The organism is Paenibacillus sp. FSL H8-0283, from assembly GCF_045040675.1.
GTDB lineage: Bacteria > Bacillota > Bacilli > Paenibacillales > Paenibacillaceae > Paenibacillus > Paenibacillus amylolyticus.
Genome location: NZ_CP150295.1, coordinates 4,054,913 through 4,077,743 on the forward strand (window position 1 = coordinate 4,054,913; position 22,831 = coordinate 4,077,743).

Consider the following 22,831-nt stretch of genomic DNA (forward strand, 5'->3'; position numbering starts at 1 on the left):
TTCCCCTCCCTTATACTCAGGATAATTGCTGTGCCTTCAATTTGAGATCATTCAATATCTGCATCGCCTGAAGAGGCGTCATATTCATGACATCGATATCTTTCATCGTACGGATGAATTCTCGCGCTGGTTTATCCACCGCAACTACATCCGGTTTCGTTGCCACATTCGGCTCATCATCTCCAAAGATGGACAGTTGAACCACATCCGAATGGTTTGCGCTGGACTGTCCTTTGCTGTTTGATTTCTTGGCATGTTGCTTCCCAAGCGAATCTTCAATAGAAGGTGTGTACTCTGCACTCTCCTCAATCTCGTGTTCCCGGATTAATGGTGCTGAATCCGTGTGCTGGAATTCTCCACCTTTTAATTTCAAGCCTTCTTCCTGCTTCTCGTTTCCGATATATTCACTGCCCACAGCTACTTGCGCGGCCGCATGTTCGAACCCATGCAATAGTCCATTCGCCCGCTCAATAATGCTATCAGGGAGACCTGCAAGGCGTGCACAATAGATACCATAACTGCTGCTGGCTGCCCCGGCAATCAATTTGCGCAGGAAATTAACTTTGTCACCGCTCTCTTGTACCGCCATCGAGTAGTTGGCCAGCTTGTCCAGACTCTCCTCCAGATGAGCAAGTTCATGGAAATGAGTTGATACAAGAGCTTTACAGCCAATAATATCATGTACATATTCAATAACAGACTGAGCAATCGCCATACCTTCACTGGTCGACGTTCCGCGTCCCAATTCATCGATAATAATCAGACTACGTGGTGTGGCTTTGTCCGTCATGACCTGAATGTCGGCCATCTCCACCATGAATGTGCTTTGTCCGCCAATGAGATCATCCGCGGCACCGATCCGTGTGAAAATGCGATCCATGATCGGCACTTCGGCCTGACCCGCAGGTACAAAACAACCCACTTGCGCCAAAATGGAGATTAAAGCGACCTGTCGCATATACGTACTCTTACCAGCCATATTTGGACCGGTAATCAGCAGAATACGGGCCTCTTCCTTGGTCATTGCCGTGTGATTGGCAATAAATGCGCCATCTCGCATGACCGCCTCGACGACCGGATGGCGTCCTTCTTCCACAACCAGGTCATAACCGTCGGTCAGCGTAGGCCGTACAAAGTTACGCTCAGCGCTAATCACCGCAAAAGATTGATATACATCAATCTCTGCAACCTGTTCGGCCAGCTTCTGCAATCTTGCAATCTCTTTGTTCAGCCGCTCGCGCAGCTCTGCGAACAGCCCATACTCAATATCAATCATTTTGTCCTGAGCTTCGAGAATCAGCGTCTCTTTTTCCTTCAACTCCGGCGTAATGTAACGTTCTGCATTGGCAAGTGTCTGTTTACGTTCATAACGTCCCTCTGGCAACGCGGACAGATTGGACTTGGTGATCTCGATATAATAACCAAACACTTTGTTATATCCAATTTTAAGCGATCGAATGCCTGTCGCCTCACGCTCTCGCGTTTCCAGCTCCGCAATCCACTGCTTCCCGTTAACCGAAGCCTCACGCAATTCATCCAGACGTTCATGATACCCTTCACGAATCAGACCTCCGTCCCTTACCGATACCGGCGGCTCGTCCACAATGGCTTGCCCGATAGCTTCACGCAGATCATTGCAATCATCCATCGTTTCGGCAATATGCTGCAATGTTGCGGAAGAAGATCCTGCGCAATGCTGACGAAGTCCTGGAATTTTCTCCAGCGATGACTTAAGTGCATTCAGATCTCGACCATTGGCATTACCAAACGCAATGCGACCTACCAAGCGCTCCAGATCATAGATGTCTTTGAGTTCTGCCCGCAAGTCCTCACGCAATATAAACTGGTTGTACAGCGTATCTACCGCTTCCAGACGCTCATTGATCTTCCCTTTTTGCAACAATGGCTTATCGACCCAACGACGCAGCATTCTTGCACCCATGGACGTCTCAGTCCGATCAAGCAACCAGAGTAATGAACCTTTTTTGGAGCGTTCACGCACGGTTTCCACCAATTCCAGGTTCCGGCGGGTAAACGGGTCCAAGATCATATAATGATCTGGCTCATACGTTGAGATTTGTGTTAATTGTCCCAAAGAACGTTTCTGTGTCTCGCTCAGGTAGGAGAAAAGACGTGCAATACACGCTTGACGTTCAGGCTCTAATCTTGCCCAGACAGCCTCGCCAAACTGCTGACGGACCAGATCCTCCTTATTTTTTGTCCACGACGTGTAGACCACAGGACGACCGATTGGAGACGCCTCGGCTTCTACCGTTTCAAGCAGCGCTGCATCCCCCACCAGCTCCGATGGTTCGTAGATGCCGATTTCATCCTTGAGCCATTCCTTGGAATAGGGTACGGATGTCACATACAACTCACCCGTTGACAGATCACAGGCCGCGAGCGCCAGCGTATTTTGATTACCTGTAAGACACACCATGTAGTTGTTGGACTTGTCACCGAGTGTCTTGCCTTCCATTACCGTTCCCGGTGTAACCACACGTACAATTTCACGTCGTACCATGCCTTTGGTTACACTTGCATCTTCCATCTGTTCACATATCGCAACTTTATATCCTTTTTCAATCAGACGCTGTATGTAATTGTCAGCCGAATGATAAGGTACACCACACATCGGAATTTTATCATCCGTGCCTCCGTTGCGTGCGGTCAGCGTGATCTCAAGTTCACGGGAAGCATTAATCGCATCCTCGAAGAACAGTTCATAGAAGTCACCCAGTCTAAAAAATAGAAAAGCATCTTGTGCTTCGGCCTTCACTTGCAAATATTGTTGAATCATTGGCGTATACTGAGCCATGATGAATATCCTCCATCCCGTTCCTATAATGTCAGGAAGAAACGCGTCCTGGAAGGACAATAAGACGGTCAGGCACTGTGTTTGCGCCTCCGCCTTATGTGTTGGCTAATCGCCACTTCCTTCAAGGGTTGCTGCTCCATATCTTCCGTAGTAGCTTATTACTCATAAAAGACTTGTTTCTTATTATATCAAAAAAACGTCCGTACTTCATGAACCTGCCCGAATATTCCAGAGTTTGCGAATATCGCGGCTCTCATCCCAAGTTCTTCCCAGTTTTAATTGAAGGATTAACGGAGATGCATACCGTTCATAACGTGCATATCCATCCAACCTCTTCAGATCATCTACCAGAGTTGGAATGTGTTCCTTAATCACTTCGCGCTTTCCTTCATAAAAAGCGGCATGGACCTCAGCTTTCGCTAACGGACGCTGCCGTAATTGAGTATACCCGCTCGCGATCAGACCTGCCAAGGCCACAACACCTTTCGCAACAAGGGGCGATACAAGAAAGCTGGGTAACGTACGATACTCAAACCCACCATAGGATTTCAGGCGAAAATCACCAAGTGCTCCATAACGGGGTCGTCTTCCCGATCCTCGTGGGTCTTGCAGAAATGCCAGTGGCAATGCCAGATAATTGTCCAGTGCACGAAGCAGTTCCCCGGTAAGATTCATCCCGCTAAAATGAATATGACCGCCTAGAGGTAACCCACGCTGTGGCATCCCGCCTGCCTGCCAGATGAGTGAGTGATCACTAATGCTGCGGGAAGCGGCTGCGAATGCCCTCATCAGATGAGCCAGCAGTTCTCGTGGTTCGGAGCTGGGAGCCGGTCGCAGTTCGGCAACCGGATATATGCGCCGTCCACCAATCGTGACGGAATCACAGCCTGCCATTCCTGTACGTTCAAGAAATCTGGAGGCGGGTACGATTTTGGATTCCGGCATCTGCACCAGAAGAAACTCCGGGTCCATGCCGAGTATTGGAATAGGTCTGTGACTTACTTCCTCATCCAGCAGTTCCTGATGCTGCTTCCAGCTTTCCCTATAGGTAGTAGCAAGGTTGGTCACCCCTTTCCAGGGACATGGATCAATCGAAATCACTGCACAACCGCCGTTCCCTGAGGATTCCATTCGAACAGCTCCATGATCCAGTCCTAGCGTATACAGCGTTTTGATCGCAAGTCGTTCTATGCGCTTGAATAAGGTTGAACTCGCTTCACGCTCCAACAGAGTTTCCTGTGCCCTTCCCATGCCACTAGTATCCTTACGTTTGATCCGAATCGCCTGCAGACAGCTTATCTCTACGTCATAGCGTACACGCAAGCCTGGTTCACGTTTGCGCCGATCGTGCAGTGACAATACTTCAATGCCTGCCTGTTTCAACCGTTCTGCACGTTCTCCAGAAGTCATCCTTTCATATCGGCGCAGCGCTTCCTCCGCTTGTTCCATCACATTCATTACGTCCCCCCTCCCGGATCATGCAACTAAAATAAAAATAACCCCGCAATGCGGAGCCTTCCCGTGAAAGGTATTCCAGGCACATTGCGAGGCTCGTTACCACCCATTTTTCAATATTTAGGAAGAAAGAGGGCTTACGCCCTCTTCACCGCGCCTTCTGGCGCATATGATACCTTAGGTTATCAAATACAGGCGTCAATCTCACAGCTCATCGTCGAGCAGATCGGGATCGAGATCGTCATAATCTCCATCCGCACTGCCAAAGTCATAGTCCTTGTCTTCGTAATCACCGCAACCATCTGTGCAGACCTTCACACAAACTTTAGTCTCGGCAACGAGTTCCACAGCAAATTCCCGTTCTACCCGGATAATTACACTGCTTCCACCTGCTGATACTGTGGCTTCCACACAGCTAGGTTCCTGCGTTGCATCCGCAGATACCTCCACTGTGGAAGTCCGGTGTTTCGGATCCAGATAGGACAAAGGCACATGTTCTACATACGACACCGTTTCTTTGGCTACATCCGTCTGCGAATTCTTGTCATAGGAATACCAAATGTTGATATCGTAAGTACCAATAACTTCAATTCCGTCACCCGCTGATACGGCTTCATATTGGTGGTTGATAATCCAAGCCCCCAAAATACTTGTCGGACCATTTGGCGGAGTCACGGTATGTGTTACGGTAGAGAACTTACGACCTTTGCCGCAGATCGCCTTCGTGATAATCTCTCTACATTGATGTTTATGACTCAATGACATCTTTAAACCTCCTCCATACAATCATTCACTACAAGTGTATGCAGGGCATTCGTCTAGGGTGACAACTATTTTCTATTATTCGTTTGTAGATTGGGACCGGTCCGAGATTGGGGACGGTGCTTTGTCCTTCTTCGCGACTTTCAGATACAGCGCGAGTTCACGGCACAGCTGGAGAATTGCAGAACGAATCTCGAATTCTTCCCTTGTATCCGGCAGCTCCATACGTTTGAATTCTTCTTGCACATCCGCAAGAAGTTTTTCAGTTCGTCCGGTGTAAGATTCAGTAAGTACATCCTGACTAAGCTGATCGAACAGCTCCGAGACCATTTCCGCATGTGGCATCTTCTGATAGATCTGGGACACGAGATGCATCATGTGCTGGATGGAGTCCAACTGCGTTTTGCGCATATAGAAGTAGACGCTCCATTCCTCATTCGGATGAATCACCTGATTCTCCAGAGAACGTTTGGCAGCATCAATACCGCCCAGAATCGCTTTATCTGCTTCAATCAGCTCTCTCCCCGCCCATGCTTCATTGGGATTACGTAGCGTGGCCGCAAATTCCTTGAAAATCTTCGAGAAGAGTTCATCGATTCGTTTGCGAATGCGCAACATCTGTGGATCTGCTGCCGGCATATAGGCCAGGTTAACCGCCATTGCGGAACCAAGACCAATTAACAGCAAAGCAATCTGTACGAGGATGACATGCACGTCCATCTCCCCGCCGCCAAACACCCGAAACACCACAACAGAACCTGTAACAATACCTTCTTTGAAGCCTACCCGGACAATAGCCGGGAATGCGATCAATATGTATACCGCCAGCACCCAATAATGGAAGCCTAGAAAGTGAAAAAGTACACTTGCAAATAAAAGTCCAACTACGGAAGCAAAGAACCGCGCCGATATGGTGCGAATACTTCGTTTTCTCGTTACATCCACGCCAAGAATGGCAAGCAATCCCGCTGATGTTGGTCCCGGCAAGCGACACCAGTCTGCAATCAATACAGCCATTAATGCGGCGATTGCAGTTTTAATTACCCTAAAACCCATTTAACATTCCATCTCCTCTAAGCTGCAAAAAAAATTCTTAGCCAGCTCGTCGCCTCATTCATTTATCATGACTAGTATGTCTCATCCAAATGTAAACTAGACGACATCAACCGACATGCGCATGCATGCCGGTCACAGCAACACGCCCCGAATGAGGGACGCTGGCAAGTTAGATCGTTGCGACAGAACCTCAAGGCCCTCTTCTCCAATCATCGCATTCATTCCGGATCTGCGCGGAATAATCATACTAAATATGGTACTTGATTTTACGGTATCGGGCAACGTGACACCCCTTGTGAAATTGTATACATATCATACCCGGTCACATTACGAGTAAAACACTTCCGAATCACCTGCGGCCAGCCAGCATTTTGCGTTCTGCATAGACAACAAGTTGGTACATGGCTGTTGCAACTGCAGCAATAATTAACAGACTTGATAGTACAAGTGTGAAGTTGAATACCTGGAATCCGTAGATAATGAGATAACCGAGCCCTTGTTTGGCGACAAGAAACTCACCCACAATTACACCCACCCAAGCCATGCCAACGTTCACTTTCAAGGTGGATACAATCGCCGGAAAAGAAGCAGGTAATACAACTTTTGTAAAAATCTCGGAACGTTCTCCACCAAACGTACGAATGACTTTAATATAATTGGGATCGACTTCATTGAAGCTGTTATACACCACTAGTGTCGTGATAATGACCGTGATGGACAATGTGGTCATAACAATCGCTGTAAAACCCGCGCCGAACATCACAATAAAGATTGGGCCAAGTGCTACCTTTGGCATACTGTTGAATACAACCATATAGGGGTCCAGCACTTTGGACAAAAAAGGAGACCACCAAATTAAAACCGCAAGCAAGGTTCCCACCAGTGTTCCCAGTAAAAAACCAACTGCCGTTTCCCCTACGGTTACCCCAACATGTGCCCACAACTCGCCACTAGCGATGTCCTTGCCAATCTGAGCAAAAACCTTACTCGGATAACTGAATAACAGTACATCAATCCAACGGAGTCTGCCTGCCACTTCCCATAGCAAAAACATACATACTAACATAGATAACTGTACGGCAAGCACTTGATGTCGCCATCTGGCCACCTGCTGAATATGATTCCGATGCAGCTGCCCCATCCATTCGTCACGCTTTTCCTGCTTCGGATTCATTGGATTCACGCGTCTTCCTCACCTCCCCCGGACTGATCCAGTTCACTCCACAATGCCTGAAACAACGCATTAAATCCTTCTTGCTCCCTGGCATGAAACGGCTGAGATTTACGAATTCCATCGGGAATGATAAATTCACGACGGATGCGGCCCGGTTTGCGATCCAGTACAATGACGCGGTCACTGACCGCAATGGCTTCAGACAAATCATGGGTGACGAGAACAGATGTTTTGCCAAACTGTTTTAACGTGTCCGAGACCAGATCCTCCAATTGCAGCTTGGTTTGATAATCAAGTGCTGAGAATGGTTCATCCAACAATAAAATCCCCGGGTCGGTTGCCAACGTGCGCACCAGAGCCACTCGCTGTCTCATCCCCCCTGAAAGTTCTGACGGGTACTGATTCTCCGTTCCGGCCAACCCCATACTTACCAGCAGTTCCCGTACACGCTCACGGCTCCGTTCATCAAGTCTGCCTGTCAGTTCAAGACCGATTAATGCATTATCCAGAATGGTCCGCCACGGAAACAGATAGTCCTGTTGAAGCATATAACCAATCTGTGCTGAGGGGCCGAGAGCGGGTTTACCTTTAACCTTAACCTCTCCTCGGGTGGGTGTGAGCAGCCCGGCGATGATCGACAACAATGTCGTTTTACCGCATCCACTCGGTCCAACCAGACTGACGAACTCTCCTTTTTGGATCTCCAGACTCAAGTCCTCAATCACCAAGGAAGCTTCCCGCTCGCTGACATATACTTGAGAGATCCCCTCCAGTCGGATCACACTTTCGGATTCAGGCATTCTGCTCACTTCCTTTCCTGAATACCCCATTACTTTGATTTTGTAGCTTCTTCCGCATAGGCATTATCCACAATGGCATTCAAATCTACACGTTCTTTCAACTCTCCAGCGGCACTCATGACATCAAGTAGATTGTTCCACTCTTCCTCATCAATGATCGGATCCGTTGCATAGCTGCCCTGTTCCTTATAACGGTTCACACTGCTTACCAAAATGGCTGGATCGATGTCTTTGAAAAAAGGAGAAATGACTTCAGCAATCTCTTCAGCCGTATGAGAATCCACCCATGCCTGCGCTTTGTGTAGACCATTCGTAAACTTCTGTACGATATCCTTATTGTCGTTAAGATAACTCTGTTTCGTCATGAAGACGGTGTAAGGCAGAAGACCACCTTCTGTGCCAAACGATGCAACAACCTTACCCCGACCTTCTTGTTCAAAGATGGATGCCTGGGGTTCAAACAGTTGAACATAATCTCCCGTGCCTGAGGCGAAAGCAGACGCAATGTTGGCAAAGTCCACATTTTGAATCAGCTCCAGATCACTTTGCGGATCAATGCCATGTTTGTTCAGTGCGAACTCCCCTGCCATTTGCGGCATGCCGCCTTTGCGTTGACCGAGAAATGTGGAATCCCTCAGTTGCTCCCAATCGAAGCTACCTTCTGTGTTACGAGCGAACAGAAATGTACCATCCGTCTGGGTGAGCTGGGCAAAGTTAATGACCGGATCTTCCGCTCCCTGCTGATAGACATATATGGACGTCTCCGCCCCTACCAGTGCGATATCCACCGAACCTGCGAGTAATGCCGCCATCGTTTTGTCACCACCAGCAGTCGTTTGAATATCCACCTCAAGTCCCTGCTCTTCAAAAAAACCTTGAGCCACAGCCACATACTCCGGTGCGTAAAATACCGAACGAGTCACTTCGCCAATCGTAATCTTGGCTTCATTCTCTTCCTTATTACAGCTGGTGAGCGCCACAATGATAATCAGCAGAATAACAATGCCCCGGACGAACCATGGCGTGTATTTCATGTTGTTTCCCTCCTTCACTGGTTTCAGCAGTTTCTCTCTATTATGGATATGCCGATGCCCAACAAAAGGTTAAGAACTTAAATGCAAAAAAGAGCCGGGCAATGTTGCCCGACTCTTCAGCTCTTCGAAATGTTATTCAGTATGTTATTTACGGGGATACCTACAGCTTGTAAATCTCGGCATATTTGGCTTCCAGGTAATCAGCCAGATAATCCGGGTTCAATTCTTCACCCGTTATGGCAACAATTAATTCGGAAGGTGTGCGACTTCTACCATACCGGTAGATCTTGTCTGCAAGCCATTCCTTAATTGGAATCAGATTACCTTCGGCAATGAGGGTATCAAACTCCGGCATTTCCTTGCGCAATGTATGTAGAATTTGAGCTGCATACATATTACCCAGAGAATACGAAGCAAAGTAACCAAAGTCACCACCAGACCAGTGAACATCCTGAAGAACACCGTCTCCATCATTCGTTGGCATAATACCTAGGTATTCCTTGTATTTTGCATTCCAGGTCTCTGGCAGGTCTTTCACTTCCAGACCATCGTTGAATAACATTTTCTCGATCTCATATCGGATAATAATATGCAAGTTATAGGTCAGTTCATCCGCTTCGATCCGAATGAGTGAACTCTCCACCCGGTTGATTGCACGATAGAAATCTTCCAGTTCAACCTCGCTCAGTTGCGGGAAATGCTGCTGCAAATCTTTGTAATAACGTGTCCAGAATGGCAGGCTGCGACCAATCATGTTTTCCCAAAGACGGGACTGGGACTCATGAATCCCCATGGACGTTCCTTCGGCAAGAAGGGTACCCGCCAGACTGTCATCAATATTTTGCTCGTACAGGGCATGTCCACCCTCATGCAGTGAACTGAATACTGCGCTTGCTACATCATCTTGCAGATAATGTGTTGTGATCCGCACATCACCCGGGTTAAGACCCGTTGCAAAAGGATGAACACTCTCGTCCAATCGTCCAGCTTCAAAGTCATAGCCCATTTGTTCCAGGATGAACAGACTGAATTTTTCCTGCTGTTTGGTGTCAAACAACTGATTCAGGAACTCTGTATTTGGCTTGTTTTCTGAAGCATTAATCTTCTCTTGTAGAGGCACCAAACGTGCTTTGAGGCGGGCGAACACAGCGTCCACTTTCTCAACCGTCAGATCTGGTTCATACATATCAAGCAGCGTATCATAACGTGTATCCTTCACACCCCAATAATCAATAAACTCCTGTTTGAGCTTAACGATATCTGTGAGATAAGGTGAGAATCCTGCAAAATCACTATTATGCTTGGCATCTTCCCATGCTGTTTCCGACTTGGCTGTTAGCACGGTATAAGCTTGTACTTTCTCAGGTGGTACGGATTGACTGCGATCATATTCTTTCTTGCAATCTTCAACCAGACGACGATCTATATCTTCGAGCTGTTCCAATACTGCTGGAGTCGTTAATGCATCCAGGTAAGTCTTCATGTCAGCCGAGGTTTGCAGCTTGAATGCTTCGGTGGACAACATACCCAGCGTCTCCGAACGAGTCGGAACGCCTTTTTTCGGCGCACCTGTGCGCAGATCCCAGTGAAGCAAACCAATGGCTTCATGATAGCTCTTAATTTTACGAGCCAGATTACGGAAGGATTCCAAATGTTCCTGTGTTTGTTTATCCATTGTTATCGTTCACCTCTTCAAAAAAAATGTTATACCCTATTGATGATACTTTTTGCATTGCGTATAATCAACTTTTAACAGATGAAAATTGCATTGTTCTCCTAAAGATACGTGTTCAAAAAGTCTGGTTTTCATTACCGCGAAGATAGAAATGGCGTTCAACTTCGATGCTGATGATGCCCTCAGGCATGATTTGTAATCAAAAGTGGACTTTTTGAACAACCTCTAAAGGGTTGGAGTAATTCCATCTGCTGACCGTGAAATACTATTAAAGCAAAGGCGTGTAGGACAAGCTGCATCATATGCAAGTGGCCGTGCTCGTCGTATTGGATAACAGGAGGCAATGGACATGAACAACATTCAAGAGATTTTGACTTACAACAAATCATTTGTCGAGACCAAAGAATACGAAAAGTATACGGCTGGCAAGTTTCCAACCAAAAAGATGGTTATCATCACTTGTATGGATACACGTTTGGTGGAATTGCTGCCCAAGGCTATGAACTTGAAAAACGGTGATGTGAAAATCATCAAAAACGCAGGCGCAATTATCTCTCAGCCTTTCGGGAGTGTAATGCGTAGTGTACTTGTCGCCATCTATGAACTGGGTGCAGATGAAGTCCTGGTAGTGGGGCATACGGAATGTGGTATGGCTTCCCTTCACGCTGAGACCATGATTGGACATATGGTTGAGCGTGGCGTATCGGAAGAAGTCATGACAACCCTGGAGAACTCTGGCATCCGTTTGCAAAAATGGTTGCGCGGGTTTGACAGCGTCGAAGAAGGGGTAAAACATACTGTGGAAGTGATCAAGAAGCATCCTTTACTTCCTCCCAATGTACCCGTCCACGGCATGGTTATCGATTCTGCCACAGGTGAGCTTGATCTTGTCGCTGAGGGGTATGGACAACAGGCATCTCTCTAAATGGTTTGGAGTGCGGACCTTATGGTTCGCACTTTTTTTGTCTAAATTAAGGCAGTTGCTCTGTCAGGTTGTCAAACCATACAGTTTCAGTGTACACTTTTTATGAAAGCGGTCAAAGAAAGTAAAAACGATTGTTCTCTCTGACCTAGCCCTAATATTAAGGAGACATGTGCATGAACATACTTTCCTACGGATTACTCGGGCTGCTTACCCGCGAGGAGTCATCGGGCTATGATCTGATGCTGAAAATCCAGCCACATTGGCAGGCGAAACACAGCCAGATCTATCCACTCCTGTCCAAGATGGAAAACGATGAGTTATTGGCCTCCCGCTGGGTACAACAGTCTGACAAACCGGACAAGAAAATGTACGCAGTTACGGAAAAAGGCATTGAAAAGCTCTTGGAATGGATGATTACTCCTGTTACCGCACCGGTTACACGCGATGAATTTAATTTGCGTATTTTGTGTGTTGGCATAGCGGAAGACGGAAGCATGAGACGCATTCTTAACGAGCGTAAAAGCTGGTTTATGGAACGCATACGTTATTTCGAGGATCTGAAGTCACGTATACCTCAGGATAATCTTCGTGTAGGCAACCGAGATTTTGGAAGCTACATCCTGGTACAAAAAGGGTTAATGCACGCACAAACAGGCCTGGAATGGTGTCATTGGGTTACCCAATTGCTTGATGGCCAAGCTGCAATTCAAGACCCAAGTCCAAGCGTTTCAGAAATTTAATAAAATTTGAAACGTTCCTGCAAGTTGACCGTATTACATGAGTAAGGCCCATTTTTGGGCGATTCAAACAAATTAAGCGGGGGGTTACGATCTTTACAATGAAGAAAAAATTCGGAGTTAAACATCTAATGATGGTATTTATGGCCTTTACATTATTGTTCGCAACAGTGGGAGTAACGAATCCGGATTCTGCAGATGCAAGACGTGGTGGCGGATTCAAATCCGGTACGAAAAGTTATAGCAATACACCTAAGAAATCCGACAGCAATGTAAGCAAATCGAATACGAATAACAATTCCAGCAATGGAGCAGCTACAACGAACCGTGGCGGATTCTTCGGCGGTGGCGGCGGATTCATGAAAGGCATGATGCTTGGTGGTCTTGCTGGTATGATGTTTGGCGGATTGTTCGGTGGCATGGGCGCTCTGGGTAACATCCTTGGATTGCTCGTGAACGTTGCAGCAATTATGTTGATTGTTATGCTGGCTATGGCACTCTTCAGAGCCATCTCCAATCGTCGCAAACCTGCAGCGGATGGTCGTTATGACCGTCGCAATGATCGTGATGATGACCGTAACAGAAACGGACGGTACTAATCTCTATGGTTCTGAGCATGGATGAAATTGTGAATGCAATCTGTATTCATATGGCAGAACGTAAGGGTGTACGTCCAACCGATGTGAATGTAGAACTGAGCTGGGAAGAAGATACAGGTTATTCCGCTGAAGTTTGGATCCAAGGACGCAGTCAATATCTGGTCGAGTCCAATATGATTGAAGCGATTCTTCGTTACCTGCACAGTGAATACAACATCCGGGCGTACCGTGAAAATGTGCGACTTGATCTGGATGAAGAAATCACAGCGATCGTTAATCAATAAGATAGGTCACTCACTGGCCTGATATACGAAAGACCGCCTCCCCTCTGTCGCCTGACAGAGATGGAAGGCGGTCTTTTTGTTTCTGTATTTGTAGCTCTATTTGTGCGTCTATTGTAGTCTCTATACGTCTCTGTGTTACGTTCTAATTCTTGGAAACTACGATTGAAGTTTAACCAGGCTGTAGTTCTTCTTACCTTTACGGATAATAATGAATTTACCGCCAATGGCATGCTCTGCCGACACTGTGAATTCAAGCTCCGTGATTTTCTCACCGTTCATGGAGATAGCGCCTTTAGTGACATCCTCACGCGCCTGGCGTTTGGATGGCTCCAACCCCAGATCTACGAGCCAGTCGACGATATTTTTCGCTTCCCCGTCCGTTTCGAATGTTGGCATTTCCTTGAAACCCTGCTCGATTTCATCTGCTGTCAGGGAACGGATATCACCACTGAACAGCGCCGCTGTAATACGTTTAGCCTGTTCGAGCATTTCTTCGCCGTGAACGAATTTTGTCATTTCTTCCGCGAGTGCTTTCTGTGCTTCACGTCTGTGCGGCTCTGTCTCTACCTTTTCAGCCAAAGCTTCGATTTGTTCTTTGCTGAGGAAAGTAAAGTATTTCAAGTATTTAATGACATCACGGTCATCTGTATTCGCCCAGAACTGGTAGAACTCAAATGGTGTTGTTTTGTTCGGGTCAAGCCAGATTGCGCCGCCAGCTGTTTTACCAAATTTCGTACCGTCAGATTTGAGCATGAGTGGAATGGTCAGACCGTACGCCTTCGCTTCAGATCCTTCTTTTTTACGAATCAGATCGAGACCACTTGTGATGTTACCCCATTGATCCGAACCACCGATTTGAAGCTGTACATCTTCGTTCTGGAACAGGTGCAGGTAGTCGAGTGATTGAAGGATCTGGTAGGAAAACTCGGTGAACGAGATTCCGCCTTCCAGTCTGCTCGCAACCACATCCTTAGCCAACATTGTGTTAAGGTTAAAGTTTTTGCCGTAGTCACGCAAGAATTCAATCACATTGATTTTGTGCGTCCAATCATAGTTGTTGACCATGCGAACCTGATTATCACCGTCTGTTACGAACAACTTCTTCATCTGCGCTGTCAGTGCATCCACATTCTCCTGCACTTGCTCCATCGTTTGCAAAGAACGTTCTGCCTGCCGACCACTTGGATCACCAATCGTACCTGTAGCTCCACCAATCAAAATAACCGGACGGTGTCCTGCCAGTTGAAAACGTTTCAGCATCATGAATGGAATGAGATGTCCGATATGCATGCTATCCCCCGTAGGGTCAACGCCGCAGTACAATGAGATTGATTTGGTTTCAGTCAACTCACGCAGTCCCTCTGCATCTGTCTGCTGGTTAATGGCGTCACGCCACTGTAGTTCATCAATAATATTCATGTGTATAACCCCTTTTCTATCCTCAAGATTCAGTCATGATCAACGTTAAATTACGAAACTACACGCTGGAACGGCTTTTTTGGACACAAAAAAATCGCCTCCTTGTCTTCATTAGACACAGGGACGATTATCATAACCGTGGTACCACCCAAATTGCATGGACAACACGTGACCTTAACACATTATCCATACCACTTTTGGCAATATATCGTTTGCCCATCCGCTTGGCATTACCCAAGTACTCCAGAGTGTAATTCGCAGCCCTTGTATGTATCAGGTTCCATCAACCCCTGACTTTCTGTAACAGGGACAAAGCCGCTACTGCGCTCTATCAACGTGATTCATGTATTCAATTTATAGCAAGTATAGCCGAACGTTTCAGTCATTGCAAGACCAAGTATTAATCTTCGAACAGAACAACGGATGCATAGTTGAAACCAGATTATATGATCATCATGTTCAATTTTCCGTGATAATAACCATAGGCTTTCTCCGCGATCTGATCCTCATTGTTCCAAAACTGCTGATCCAGCGCATCTAACTGCTGCTCTTGTGCCTTTGTCAGGAATTTAGGAATATCCCACAGTTCGGTAAGCCTTTCATCCTCTTTCAAGTGCTCAATGCAGCCGTATGCTGACGTTATAATCTCCACGACTTGAGTCGCATCAATGATATGTAATGCCCGCAACGCATAACGGTATACCTCTTCCCCCCAGTTACAGAAAAACTGTATAAAACCGCCGTTAAAGACATCCGCCTCTAACAGCCATAAAGCTGCAATGTCCTGCTCGTTCGAAGTCAACGATGCCCAGCCCTGTTCAGATTCATTCTTTTTTTCGACAAATAACACAGCATAGTCATACCATACGTCATTAATATCTTGCTCGCTCATGTAACACACCTCACTTTTCTTTATGCCATGCCCTCTAACTCCTGACGTTTACCCGTCTGATGCCAATGTAAATACGGATCACCGATCTGCTGGAAGGCTTCCAGGACACCCCTGTTCAGGTCCTTCATCACTTCATTTGTATAGTTCAAATGCGTCTCTTTATTATCCACGCCATGTCTTTCCAACAACCCTACATGCGTCGCGGTGAAAATAATATCTTCCAGCAACCAATAGATGACTTCATCCGGCTGTTTCACCCGTTTCTCCAATGAGACGAGACCACGTTCGTATATTCGAACGATATACGTATCTTTTCTACTCTCTACATAAGGCACCCCATCCCATTTAAAGGTCTCAAACAAGCGGTTAACATAGTTCTGCATCTGTTCCCTAGGGAAAGATGTACGCTCTAAAAGCTGTAAAAGGATGTCTGCCAATTGTTGTTTGCTTAACATGTTGTACATGAATGCACCTGCCTCTATAAAGTAACGTCGATGAAAGAATGAAAAATGAAAAAGCTGCCCAAGGCAGCCTCTTCATATTTATTACTACTGTTCAATCAGGTCCCACAAAAAGTCTGATACGAAGTATTACATTGTGCAGGTAGTTCGGCATATTCAGCCTGTTCAGGTGAGTGTGCAAACGGATCTGAAAGAACTGCCAAAAGCTTCTCCATCACGCTAAGGTCTCCGTGATTCTCCGCTTGCTCAAGGGCTTCCTCGACCCGATGATTTCGGGGAATGACCGCTGGATTCCTTGTTCTCATCAACTCCTGAGAGACTTTTTTCGCCCCTTGCTGTCTGTCCAATCTTGCTTGCCACCGCTCATGCCATTCAGCAAATTCTGGCGTGCCAAACAAAGCTGTCCCTTCCAACCTATCAAAGGTCAATGCCAGGAACGTATTGGTGTAATCTGCACTATGCTTCTCCATGAGTTCAAGAAGCTCCTTGATCAATGCTTCATCTTCGGACTCTTCATCCAACAAACCCAGTTTGGCACGCATTCCCTGGAGCCAATGATGATGGTACAATTCAGAAAATTGTGCGATAGCATCCTGAGCGAGTTGCACGGCCTGTTCTTCATCTTCATGCAACAACGGCAGAAGCGTCTCGGCAAAACGAGCCAAATTCCACCCGGCAATATACGGTTGATTACCATAAGCATAGCGACCTTGCCTGTCAATGGAGCTGAATACGGTCGAAGGATTGTAAGCATCCATAAAGGCACACGGACCATAATCGATGGTCTCACCACTGATCGCCATGTTATCCGTGTTCATCACGCCATGAATGAAACCAACACGTTGCCACTGGGCAACGAGTGCCGCCTGCCGTTTAATCACTTCCTGAAGGAGCAGAAGATAGCGATTCTCAGCTTGAGCAACATCAGGAAAATGTCGATGCAACGTATACTCAGCCAATGCCCGGAGATCGTCGATAGACCCCCATCTGGCTGCATACTGGAAGGTTGCTACACGGATATGACTGGAAGCCACCCGGGTTAAAATAGCACCCGGCCGCTCTGTTTCGCGGATAATGTTTTCTCCTGTTGATACCACAGCCAGACTGCGTGTCGTTGGAATCCCCAGTGCATACATCGCTTCACTAATAATATACTCTCGCAACATGGGCCCAACAGCAGCACGTCCATCTCCTCCACGAGAGTACGGTGTTCTCCCTGAACCTTTCAGCTGGATATCCACTCGCTCGCCCTGTGGCGTAATCTGTTCACCCAACAGCAAAGCTCGTCCATCTCCAAGCATGTTAAAATTGCCGAATTGATGTCCTGCATAGGCCTGAGCCAAAGGCTCGGCTCCTTCCGGGATCGAATTACCTGCAAAAATTTGCGCTCCTTCATCACTGTCAAGAGACTCCACATCCAGACCCAAGCTGGATGCAAGCAGTCTATTGAAAATAATCAGCTTTGGTGATTCAACAGGCACTGCGCCCTGACTTGTAAAAAAGGGTTGCGGTAACTGCGCATAACTATTCTCCAAGTTCCACCCTTTGTTCAACGTTTCTTGTTGCATGGTGATCACAACTCCTTTTCTGCACCAGGGATATCCCTTGGTTATATTGTAGCCTTGTGAACCAATGCTCATTTATGTAGTCGCATGGAAATTCAATTCAAGAGGTTGTTGACTTAAACGAACATATTAAATGTTCTTGATGAAACTTTAGCATATTTGCATGTCTTTTGCATTCCTCATGAATCGTAAGCACCAAAAAATCCAAGAGGTTTCTTTGCCAAGCGGAATCATTCTCTTGCATTCCACTTCCCAGAAAACCATCTTGGATCCATTCCACTTACTACTATAGATGACACGTCTGTTATTACAAGGATTACGTATGTGATTCCTGAGCCTGTACAGGCTGTACTGGTAAGCTCCCTTTTTTCAAAGCGAGGTTAAAGAAGACATTAAGCAGGATGGCTGACAGGCTTCCTGTGATAATACCATCGCTCACAATAATCCGAATACTTTGAGGAAGCTGGGCAAACAGATCGGGTACAGCAGTAACACCGAGCCCGAGTGAAACGGAGCAAGCCACGATCAATAGATTGGATTGTTTGCCAAAGTCGACGTTTTGCAACATTTTGATCCCGGATGAGACGACCATTCCAAACAGGACAACAGTCGCTCCTCCGAGGACAGCACTTGGAATAATGGTTGCAAAAGCAGCCACCTTCGGAATGAGTCCCAGAAAGACCAGGATACCTCCGGCTGCAACAACAACATTGGTCGTTTTCACTTTGGAGAGCTGAACCAAACCAACATTCTGAGCAAATGTATTATATGGAAAAGCATTAAAGATGCCGCCGAGGACAAACGCAAGACCTTCTGCGCGATATCCCCGTGCCAGATCTTGTTCGTTGATCGGTTGATCACAGATTTTGCTCAAAGCCATAAATACACCTGTAGATTCGATGATAACCACCGTACCTACAATAATCATTGTAATGATTGGGCCGATTTCAAAGGTAGGCCATCCAAAGTAAAAGGGTTGAGGTAAATGGAACCAGGAGGCTTCCTGTACAGAGGCAAAATTCACTTTTCCCATGATGGCTGCGATGAGGGTCCCCACGATAATACCAAGGAGAACAGCCAGGGATTTTACAAAACCGCGAGCATATCGATTCAGGATTAGAATGAACAGTAATACACCAAATGAAAGCGCTAAATTATCCAAACTTCCGAAATTCTCGCTGTTTGCTCCACCCGCCATGTTTTTAATGCCGGTTGGGATTAGCGCAAGACCGATGATGGTTACCACTGTACCGATCACAACTGGCGGAAACAATTTGACGATTTTGCTGAAAAATACGGCAAAGATGACGATAAATAACCCGGCTGCGATGATCGACCCATATATGGCAGGAATTCCGTATTGCGATCCAATCGCAATCATGGGTGTCACCGCTACAAAAGAGCTCCCGAGCACCGCTGGCAAACCTATACCCAAGTACTTCCCTTTCCGAGCCTGAAGCCATGTTGCAATCCCACACGTTAACAGGTCAATGGATACCAGATACGCCAACTGCTCTGCAGTCAGATTTAGTGCTCTGCCCACAAGCAAAGGCACCAGAATTGCTCCCGCATACATCGCGAGTACGTGCTGAATCCCCAGTGAAAAAACTCTCATCTTTTTGGTTTCTTTCATCCCACGTTGCCCCCCTGAAATTAGAATCAACAGAACCGTTGCAAAATCATGTTATGTTGATTCACATTATATAAACTATTCAGGGAAGTTCCATGATTCATAACATAGAATTGTGATAAGAGATAAAGAGTCCAACTAAAATTGGGCGTGTTATACAAAAGGTACTCTCAAACCGTTTATATTGTGTTATATTAGTTGACGCGGAAAATTCAAACAATTCTTTACACTCAGAAGCAATGAAACATGAACTTTGAATTTAACTTCATTGATTCATGTTAATGCATAATGTTTGAACATCATTTATTTCATATTTTCAGCTTGTCGAGTTAAGAGGCTTGATGTTAAAATGTTGCTCCATTACCTCTCCGTTCTGGTGAACCCTCTCCGTAAAAGACACTTCTTCTCTGTTCATCAGAACAACGGATGAAGCTCTGGTCCCATAGTCGAATTTCTCACTTCTAACAAAGATGGGAGAAAGCAAACGTTCCCATTCCAATGGAACACCTGTATGGGGTAAAAGCTCATCCACTGAAGGGTCTGCCATTTGCAGCAAACCTAATATTTGTTCTGTCAGGGTTGCTTCGTCCTCCCCTTGGATGATTTTCTCCAGCCCTTCTTTCCCACGTTTCACCTTGGGCCAATCTGTATTAATCAAATGATTACTAATCCCGTATATTCCAGGTTTCAACTTCATCACAACATTACCCACATTAGAATAATAATAGAGGTCTTCAGGATCACCTACTAACAAATTGTAGCCAGGATAATCATTGCGACTTCTCTCCGCGTGTTGCATATATTGCTCAGGTGTGGACGTTCCCTTTAAAAAATCAGCAACCAGATCTCCTCTTGAGCCCTTGGCATGTATCTCTTCATTTGGATCCCGATAATTCGTAACAGCAGCCAGACGTCCACCTGCGGTTACGCCCATCCAGGTTCCCATTTTCGACAAATCCCGGCCAGCCAATATATGAGGATGATCTTCCCAATAGTGTGCTTGAGCCGTAGGTCTATGATAGAATTCATCCCTATTTGATCCCAATATAAGCAGATACTTTGGATGCATGTTGTAAGCAAATAAAATTAAACACATGGGAATCTTCAACTCCTATATTCGTTAAACCTCTGATTTCGCGCCTTTAAATGGCATAATCAACTACAATTACATCTTCCACCCAACCATCCAGGGAAGCTACAAATGCCTGATGAGCAGGATGTGGACCATAGGCGCGCAATGCCTCCTGATCTTCAAACGTCACTCGCAAGCCAATCGTGTAACCTTGGATACGGTCCGTTTCTTCTGTTGCATTGATCCCTGCGGTCAGCGCAACAATCCCCGGGATTTGTTCCTGTAACGCGAGTAATTGATCCACCCATTCCTGCTGTTTGGCTAGTGTGGTTTTATCGTTAAATTTAAAAACAACCAAATGTTCAAACATCTTGTTATTCCTCCCATGTCCATTCGAATAGTCATGCAATTTCGTTAAATGAAGTTAATTCAACAATTCCAATCCACCCATCATATAGGGTACGACTCTGTTGGCTAATTCAGCCGGGGATTCCTGCCCGCCTTCAATATTCCATCGATATGTCATGCCATAGATTGACCAGCTCAGCATGGTTGCAGTAATTTTCAGCGTTTTTGGATCTATATCCCCCGCTACTTTGCTCATTAATTCAAGAAGGAATTGCTCCAGCTGTGTCTTGATATTTTCTTCAATAATGGGTGCAACTGTCTCATATTTTTTGATGCAACCATTACTTGAGACGTGATAATCACATAATGAAAATATAAGTTGCTGTATGGTTTCGGCTGATAACCGGGCATCCGGGTCCACCCTTTTTGTTACATATTCCATAAAAGCATCCGATAACAAGGCTTCAAGCAGTGCATATTTATCCTGAAAATGGGCGTAAAATGTAGCCCTGTTAATTGTGGCTTGTTCCGTAATGTTTTGAATCGTAATGCTGTTGAAATTTTTAAGATTTAATTGGTTTAAAAACGCATCAAGGATTAATTGACGCGTGCGGATTACACGCGGATCATTCGAGTTTGGAGACAATACACCAGACATGCCCCAATCCTCCTTTGTACACAAAATATTTGGTTAGACTCCTTCATTATAGATAAGTGTTATTTGTTCAACAAGTGAAAGTAAGTGCAAAGACACCATACAATAATCCGTGTCTTTCGCTTAAGCAACAAAATGCTCCGATTGTTGGTTGAGCATGCCTATAGACCTTGTTAACATTGCACTCGTACCCACTGAGAGGTACAACATAATGGAGGTGTATATTTTGAGTAATCCACAATATAACATTATTTCTACAGAGCGTTTGTTTCAACCATACACTGTTTCAAAGCTTACCCTGTCCTCACGCATCGTCATGTCCCCCATGGCTCGTGCTTTTTCCCCGGACGGTGTCCCTGGCCCAGACGTAGCCGCATATTATCGTCGGCGTGCAGAGCATGGTGTTGGACTCATTATTACCGAAGGTGCGACCATTGAGCATCCATCTGCATCAAGTGAGCCTAGAATCCCTCATATGTATGGAGAAGCAGCTCTTCAAGGCTGGGCTGAAGTGGTCGAACAAGTCCATGAAGCCGGCGGCAAGATTTTTCCGCAGATTTTACACATGGGAATCGTTCGTCCTTCAGGATCTAACCCACACCCGGAAGCTGAATCTCTTAGTCCATCGGGAGTTGATATGGAAGGTACTCAAGTAGGTGAGCCAATGACTGAGGTGGAGATCGTAACTGTGATTCAAGCTTATGCAGATGCAGCAGCCAATGCACAAAACATTGGTTTTGACGGAGTTGAGCTTCACGGTGCACACGGTTTTCTGATCGATCAGTTTTTCTGGAAAACAACGAATAGGAGAACAGACCGCTATGGTGGTGACCTTCAAAAACGAACTCAATTCGCAGTTGAACTTGTAATGGCAGTTCGTGCTGCGGTAGGTCCTGATTTTCCTATTGCGATGCGGGTTTCCCAATGGAAGATGAATGATTATCAAGCCAGACTGTTCGACACCCCCGAACAATTGGAACAATTCCTTCGTTTGTTAGTTGACGCAGGTGTAGATATCTTCCACTGCTCGACACGACGCTTCTGGGAGCCCGAGTTCGAGGGATCTGATCTTGGATTTGCAGGTTGGGTAAGAAAACTGAGTGGTCAAACCACTATTACAGTCGGTTCTGTGGGTATGCCAGATGAGCCTGAAGCTGGAGCAGATAAAACAACACATCCAGGTATGGGCGAACTTATGAAGCGATATGAACAACAGGAATTTGATCTGGTAGCTGTGGGACGTGCACTCCTTGGTGATCCAGCATGGGCTGCCAAAGTACGCGAAGGACGCGTATCCGAGATACAGGCTTTTACACCTGAAGCACTCGCTACGTTAAACTAAGAACAATACCTTATTGTTCCAGAGATTTTTTCTCCCCTATATATAGGCTTGAATTCATGAATCCACTATACTAAGCAAAGGGCTCGCTTTCCCTCCGGGATTGCGGGTATTTTGTTTTTATAGATATC

21 protein-coding genes and 1 other annotated feature are annotated in these 22,831 nt (G+C 46.1%); of the genes, 5 read left to right on the top strand and 16 right to left on the bottom strand.

Annotation, left to right across the window (positions count from 1 at the left end; genetic code table 11):
- Positions 1–16: 16 nt before the first annotated feature.
- From mutS to MHI52_RS18140, 8 genes are all read right to left on the bottom strand, one after another.
- Entirely contained in the window at positions 17–2,818 is a 2,802-nt protein-coding gene (gene mutS / locus MHI52_RS18105) for a DNA mismatch repair protein MutS (protein WP_405157397.1), read from the bottom strand.
- A 207-nt stretch (positions 2,819–3,025) separates the two neighbouring features.
- Positions 3,026–4,276: a putative amidoligase domain-containing protein gene (locus MHI52_RS18110; protein ID WP_255319797.1), complete on the bottom strand. Its 1,251-nt coding sequence runs from the start codon at positions 4,274–4,276 to the stop codon at positions 3,026–3,028.
- A gap of 201 nt (positions 4,277–4,477) precedes the next feature.
- Positions 4,478–5,038 (bottom strand): outer spore coat protein CotE, encoded by a 561-nt coding sequence (locus MHI52_RS18115; RefSeq protein ID WP_017687912.1) that lies wholly within the window; start codon positions 5,036–5,038, stop codon positions 4,478–4,480.
- A gap of 75 nt (positions 5,039–5,113) precedes the next feature.
- Positions 5,114–6,091: an aromatic acid exporter family protein gene (locus tag MHI52_RS18120; RefSeq protein ID WP_076317597.1), complete on the bottom strand. Its 978-nt coding sequence runs from the start codon at positions 6,089–6,091 to the stop codon at positions 5,114–5,116.
- A 349-nt stretch (positions 6,092–6,440) separates the two neighbouring features.
- Complete coding sequence (locus MHI52_RS18125) at positions 6,441–7,232, bottom strand: ABC transporter permease (RefSeq protein ID WP_370739078.1); 792 nt, start codon at positions 7,230–7,232, stop codon at positions 6,441–6,443.
- A gap of 38 nt (positions 7,233–7,270) precedes the next feature.
- A complete protein-coding gene (locus MHI52_RS18130; protein WP_405157398.1) occupies positions 7,271–8,065 on the bottom strand; it encodes an ABC transporter ATP-binding protein in 795 nt (264 codons plus the stop codon).
- 29 nt (positions 8,066–8,094) lie between these two features.
- Positions 8,095–9,099: an ABC transporter substrate-binding protein gene (locus MHI52_RS18135; RefSeq protein ID WP_036613544.1), complete on the bottom strand. Its 1,005-nt coding sequence runs from the start codon at positions 9,097–9,099 to the stop codon at positions 8,095–8,097.
- 160 nt (positions 9,100–9,259) lie between these two features.
- Complete coding sequence (locus tag MHI52_RS18140; protein ID WP_076317594.1) at positions 9,260–10,774, bottom strand: carboxypeptidase M32; 1,515 nt, start codon at positions 10,772–10,774, stop codon at positions 9,260–9,262.
- A 349-nt stretch (positions 10,775–11,123) separates the two neighbouring features.
- Between MHI52_RS18140 and MHI52_RS18145 the strand changes: the two genes are divergently transcribed.
- The 4 genes from MHI52_RS18145 to MHI52_RS18160 all read left to right on the top strand — a co-directional run bounded on the left by MHI52_RS18145 (position 11,124) and on the right by MHI52_RS18160 (position 13,319).
- Positions 11,124–11,699 (top strand): carbonic anhydrase, encoded by a 576-nt coding sequence (locus tag MHI52_RS18145; RefSeq protein ID WP_036613541.1) that lies wholly within the window; start codon positions 11,124–11,126, stop codon positions 11,697–11,699.
- A 173-nt stretch (positions 11,700–11,872) separates the two neighbouring features.
- Complete coding sequence (locus MHI52_RS18150; RefSeq protein ID WP_036613540.1) at positions 11,873–12,439, top strand: PadR family transcriptional regulator; 567 nt, start codon at positions 11,873–11,875, stop codon at positions 12,437–12,439.
- 98 nt (positions 12,440–12,537) lie between these two features.
- Complete coding sequence (locus tag MHI52_RS18155; protein WP_036613538.1) at positions 12,538–13,035, top strand: hypothetical protein; 498 nt, start codon at positions 12,538–12,540, stop codon at positions 13,033–13,035.
- 5 nt (positions 13,036–13,040) lie between these two features.
- Positions 13,041–13,319: a YxcD family protein gene (locus tag MHI52_RS18160; RefSeq protein WP_017687903.1), complete on the top strand. Its 279-nt coding sequence runs from the start codon at positions 13,041–13,043 to the stop codon at positions 13,317–13,319.
- Positions 13,320–13,475: 156 nt separating this feature from the next.
- Here MHI52_RS18160 and tyrS read toward each other — a convergent pair whose 3' ends face one another.
- The 8 genes from tyrS to MHI52_RS18200 form a co-directional block, all read right to left on the bottom strand.
- Positions 13,476–14,738, bottom strand: coding sequence for a tyrosine--tRNA ligase (tyrS, locus tag MHI52_RS18165; protein ID WP_036672932.1), 1,263 nt, complete (start codon positions 14,736–14,738; stop codon positions 13,476–13,478).
- 116 nt (positions 14,739–14,854) lie between these two features.
- Positions 14,855–15,082, bottom strand: a binding site (T-box leader).
- Positions 15,083–15,180: 98 nt separating this feature from the next.
- On the bottom strand, positions 15,181–15,630 hold the full coding sequence (locus tag MHI52_RS18170) for a DUF4375 domain-containing protein (protein ID WP_036613537.1): 450 nt from the start codon (positions 15,628–15,630) through the stop codon (positions 15,181–15,183).
- 20 nt (positions 15,631–15,650) lie between these two features.
- Entirely contained in the window at positions 15,651–16,094 is a 444-nt protein-coding gene (locus MHI52_RS18175) for an Imm63 family immunity protein (RefSeq protein ID WP_405157399.1), read from the bottom strand.
- 95 nt (positions 16,095–16,189) lie between these two features.
- Positions 16,190–17,659 carry a protein adenylyltransferase SelO gene (locus MHI52_RS18180; protein WP_405157400.1) on the bottom strand — a complete coding sequence of 490 codons (1,470 nt, stop codon included), beginning with the start codon at positions 17,657–17,659 and terminating at the stop codon, positions 16,190–16,192.
- A 313-nt stretch (positions 17,660–17,972) separates the two neighbouring features.
- Positions 17,973–19,289, bottom strand: coding sequence for a nucleobase:cation symporter-2 family protein (locus tag MHI52_RS18185; protein WP_405157401.1), 1,317 nt, complete (start codon positions 19,287–19,289; stop codon positions 17,973–17,975).
- Between the two features lie 313 nt (positions 19,290–19,602).
- Positions 19,603–20,382 carry an NRDE family protein gene (locus MHI52_RS18190; protein WP_405157402.1) on the bottom strand — a complete coding sequence of 260 codons (780 nt, stop codon included), beginning with the start codon at positions 20,380–20,382 and terminating at the stop codon, positions 19,603–19,605.
- A 46-nt stretch (positions 20,383–20,428) separates the two neighbouring features.
- The gene (locus MHI52_RS18195; protein WP_036613530.1) at positions 20,429–20,728 is read right to left on the bottom strand and encodes a Dabb family protein; all 300 of its coding nucleotides are present in this window, start codon (positions 20,726–20,728) and stop codon (positions 20,429–20,431) included.
- Between the two features lie 54 nt (positions 20,729–20,782).
- Positions 20,783–21,364 (bottom strand): TetR/AcrR family transcriptional regulator, encoded by a 582-nt coding sequence (locus MHI52_RS18200; RefSeq protein ID WP_405157403.1) that lies wholly within the window; start codon positions 21,362–21,364, stop codon positions 20,783–20,785.
- A 223-nt stretch (positions 21,365–21,587) separates the two neighbouring features.
- Between MHI52_RS18200 and MHI52_RS18205 the strand changes: the two genes are divergently transcribed.
- Entirely contained in the window at positions 21,588–22,703 is a 1,116-nt protein-coding gene (locus MHI52_RS18205; protein WP_405157404.1) for an NADH:flavin oxidoreductase, read from the top strand.
- The last annotated feature ends 128 nt before the right edge of the window (positions 22,704–22,831 follow it).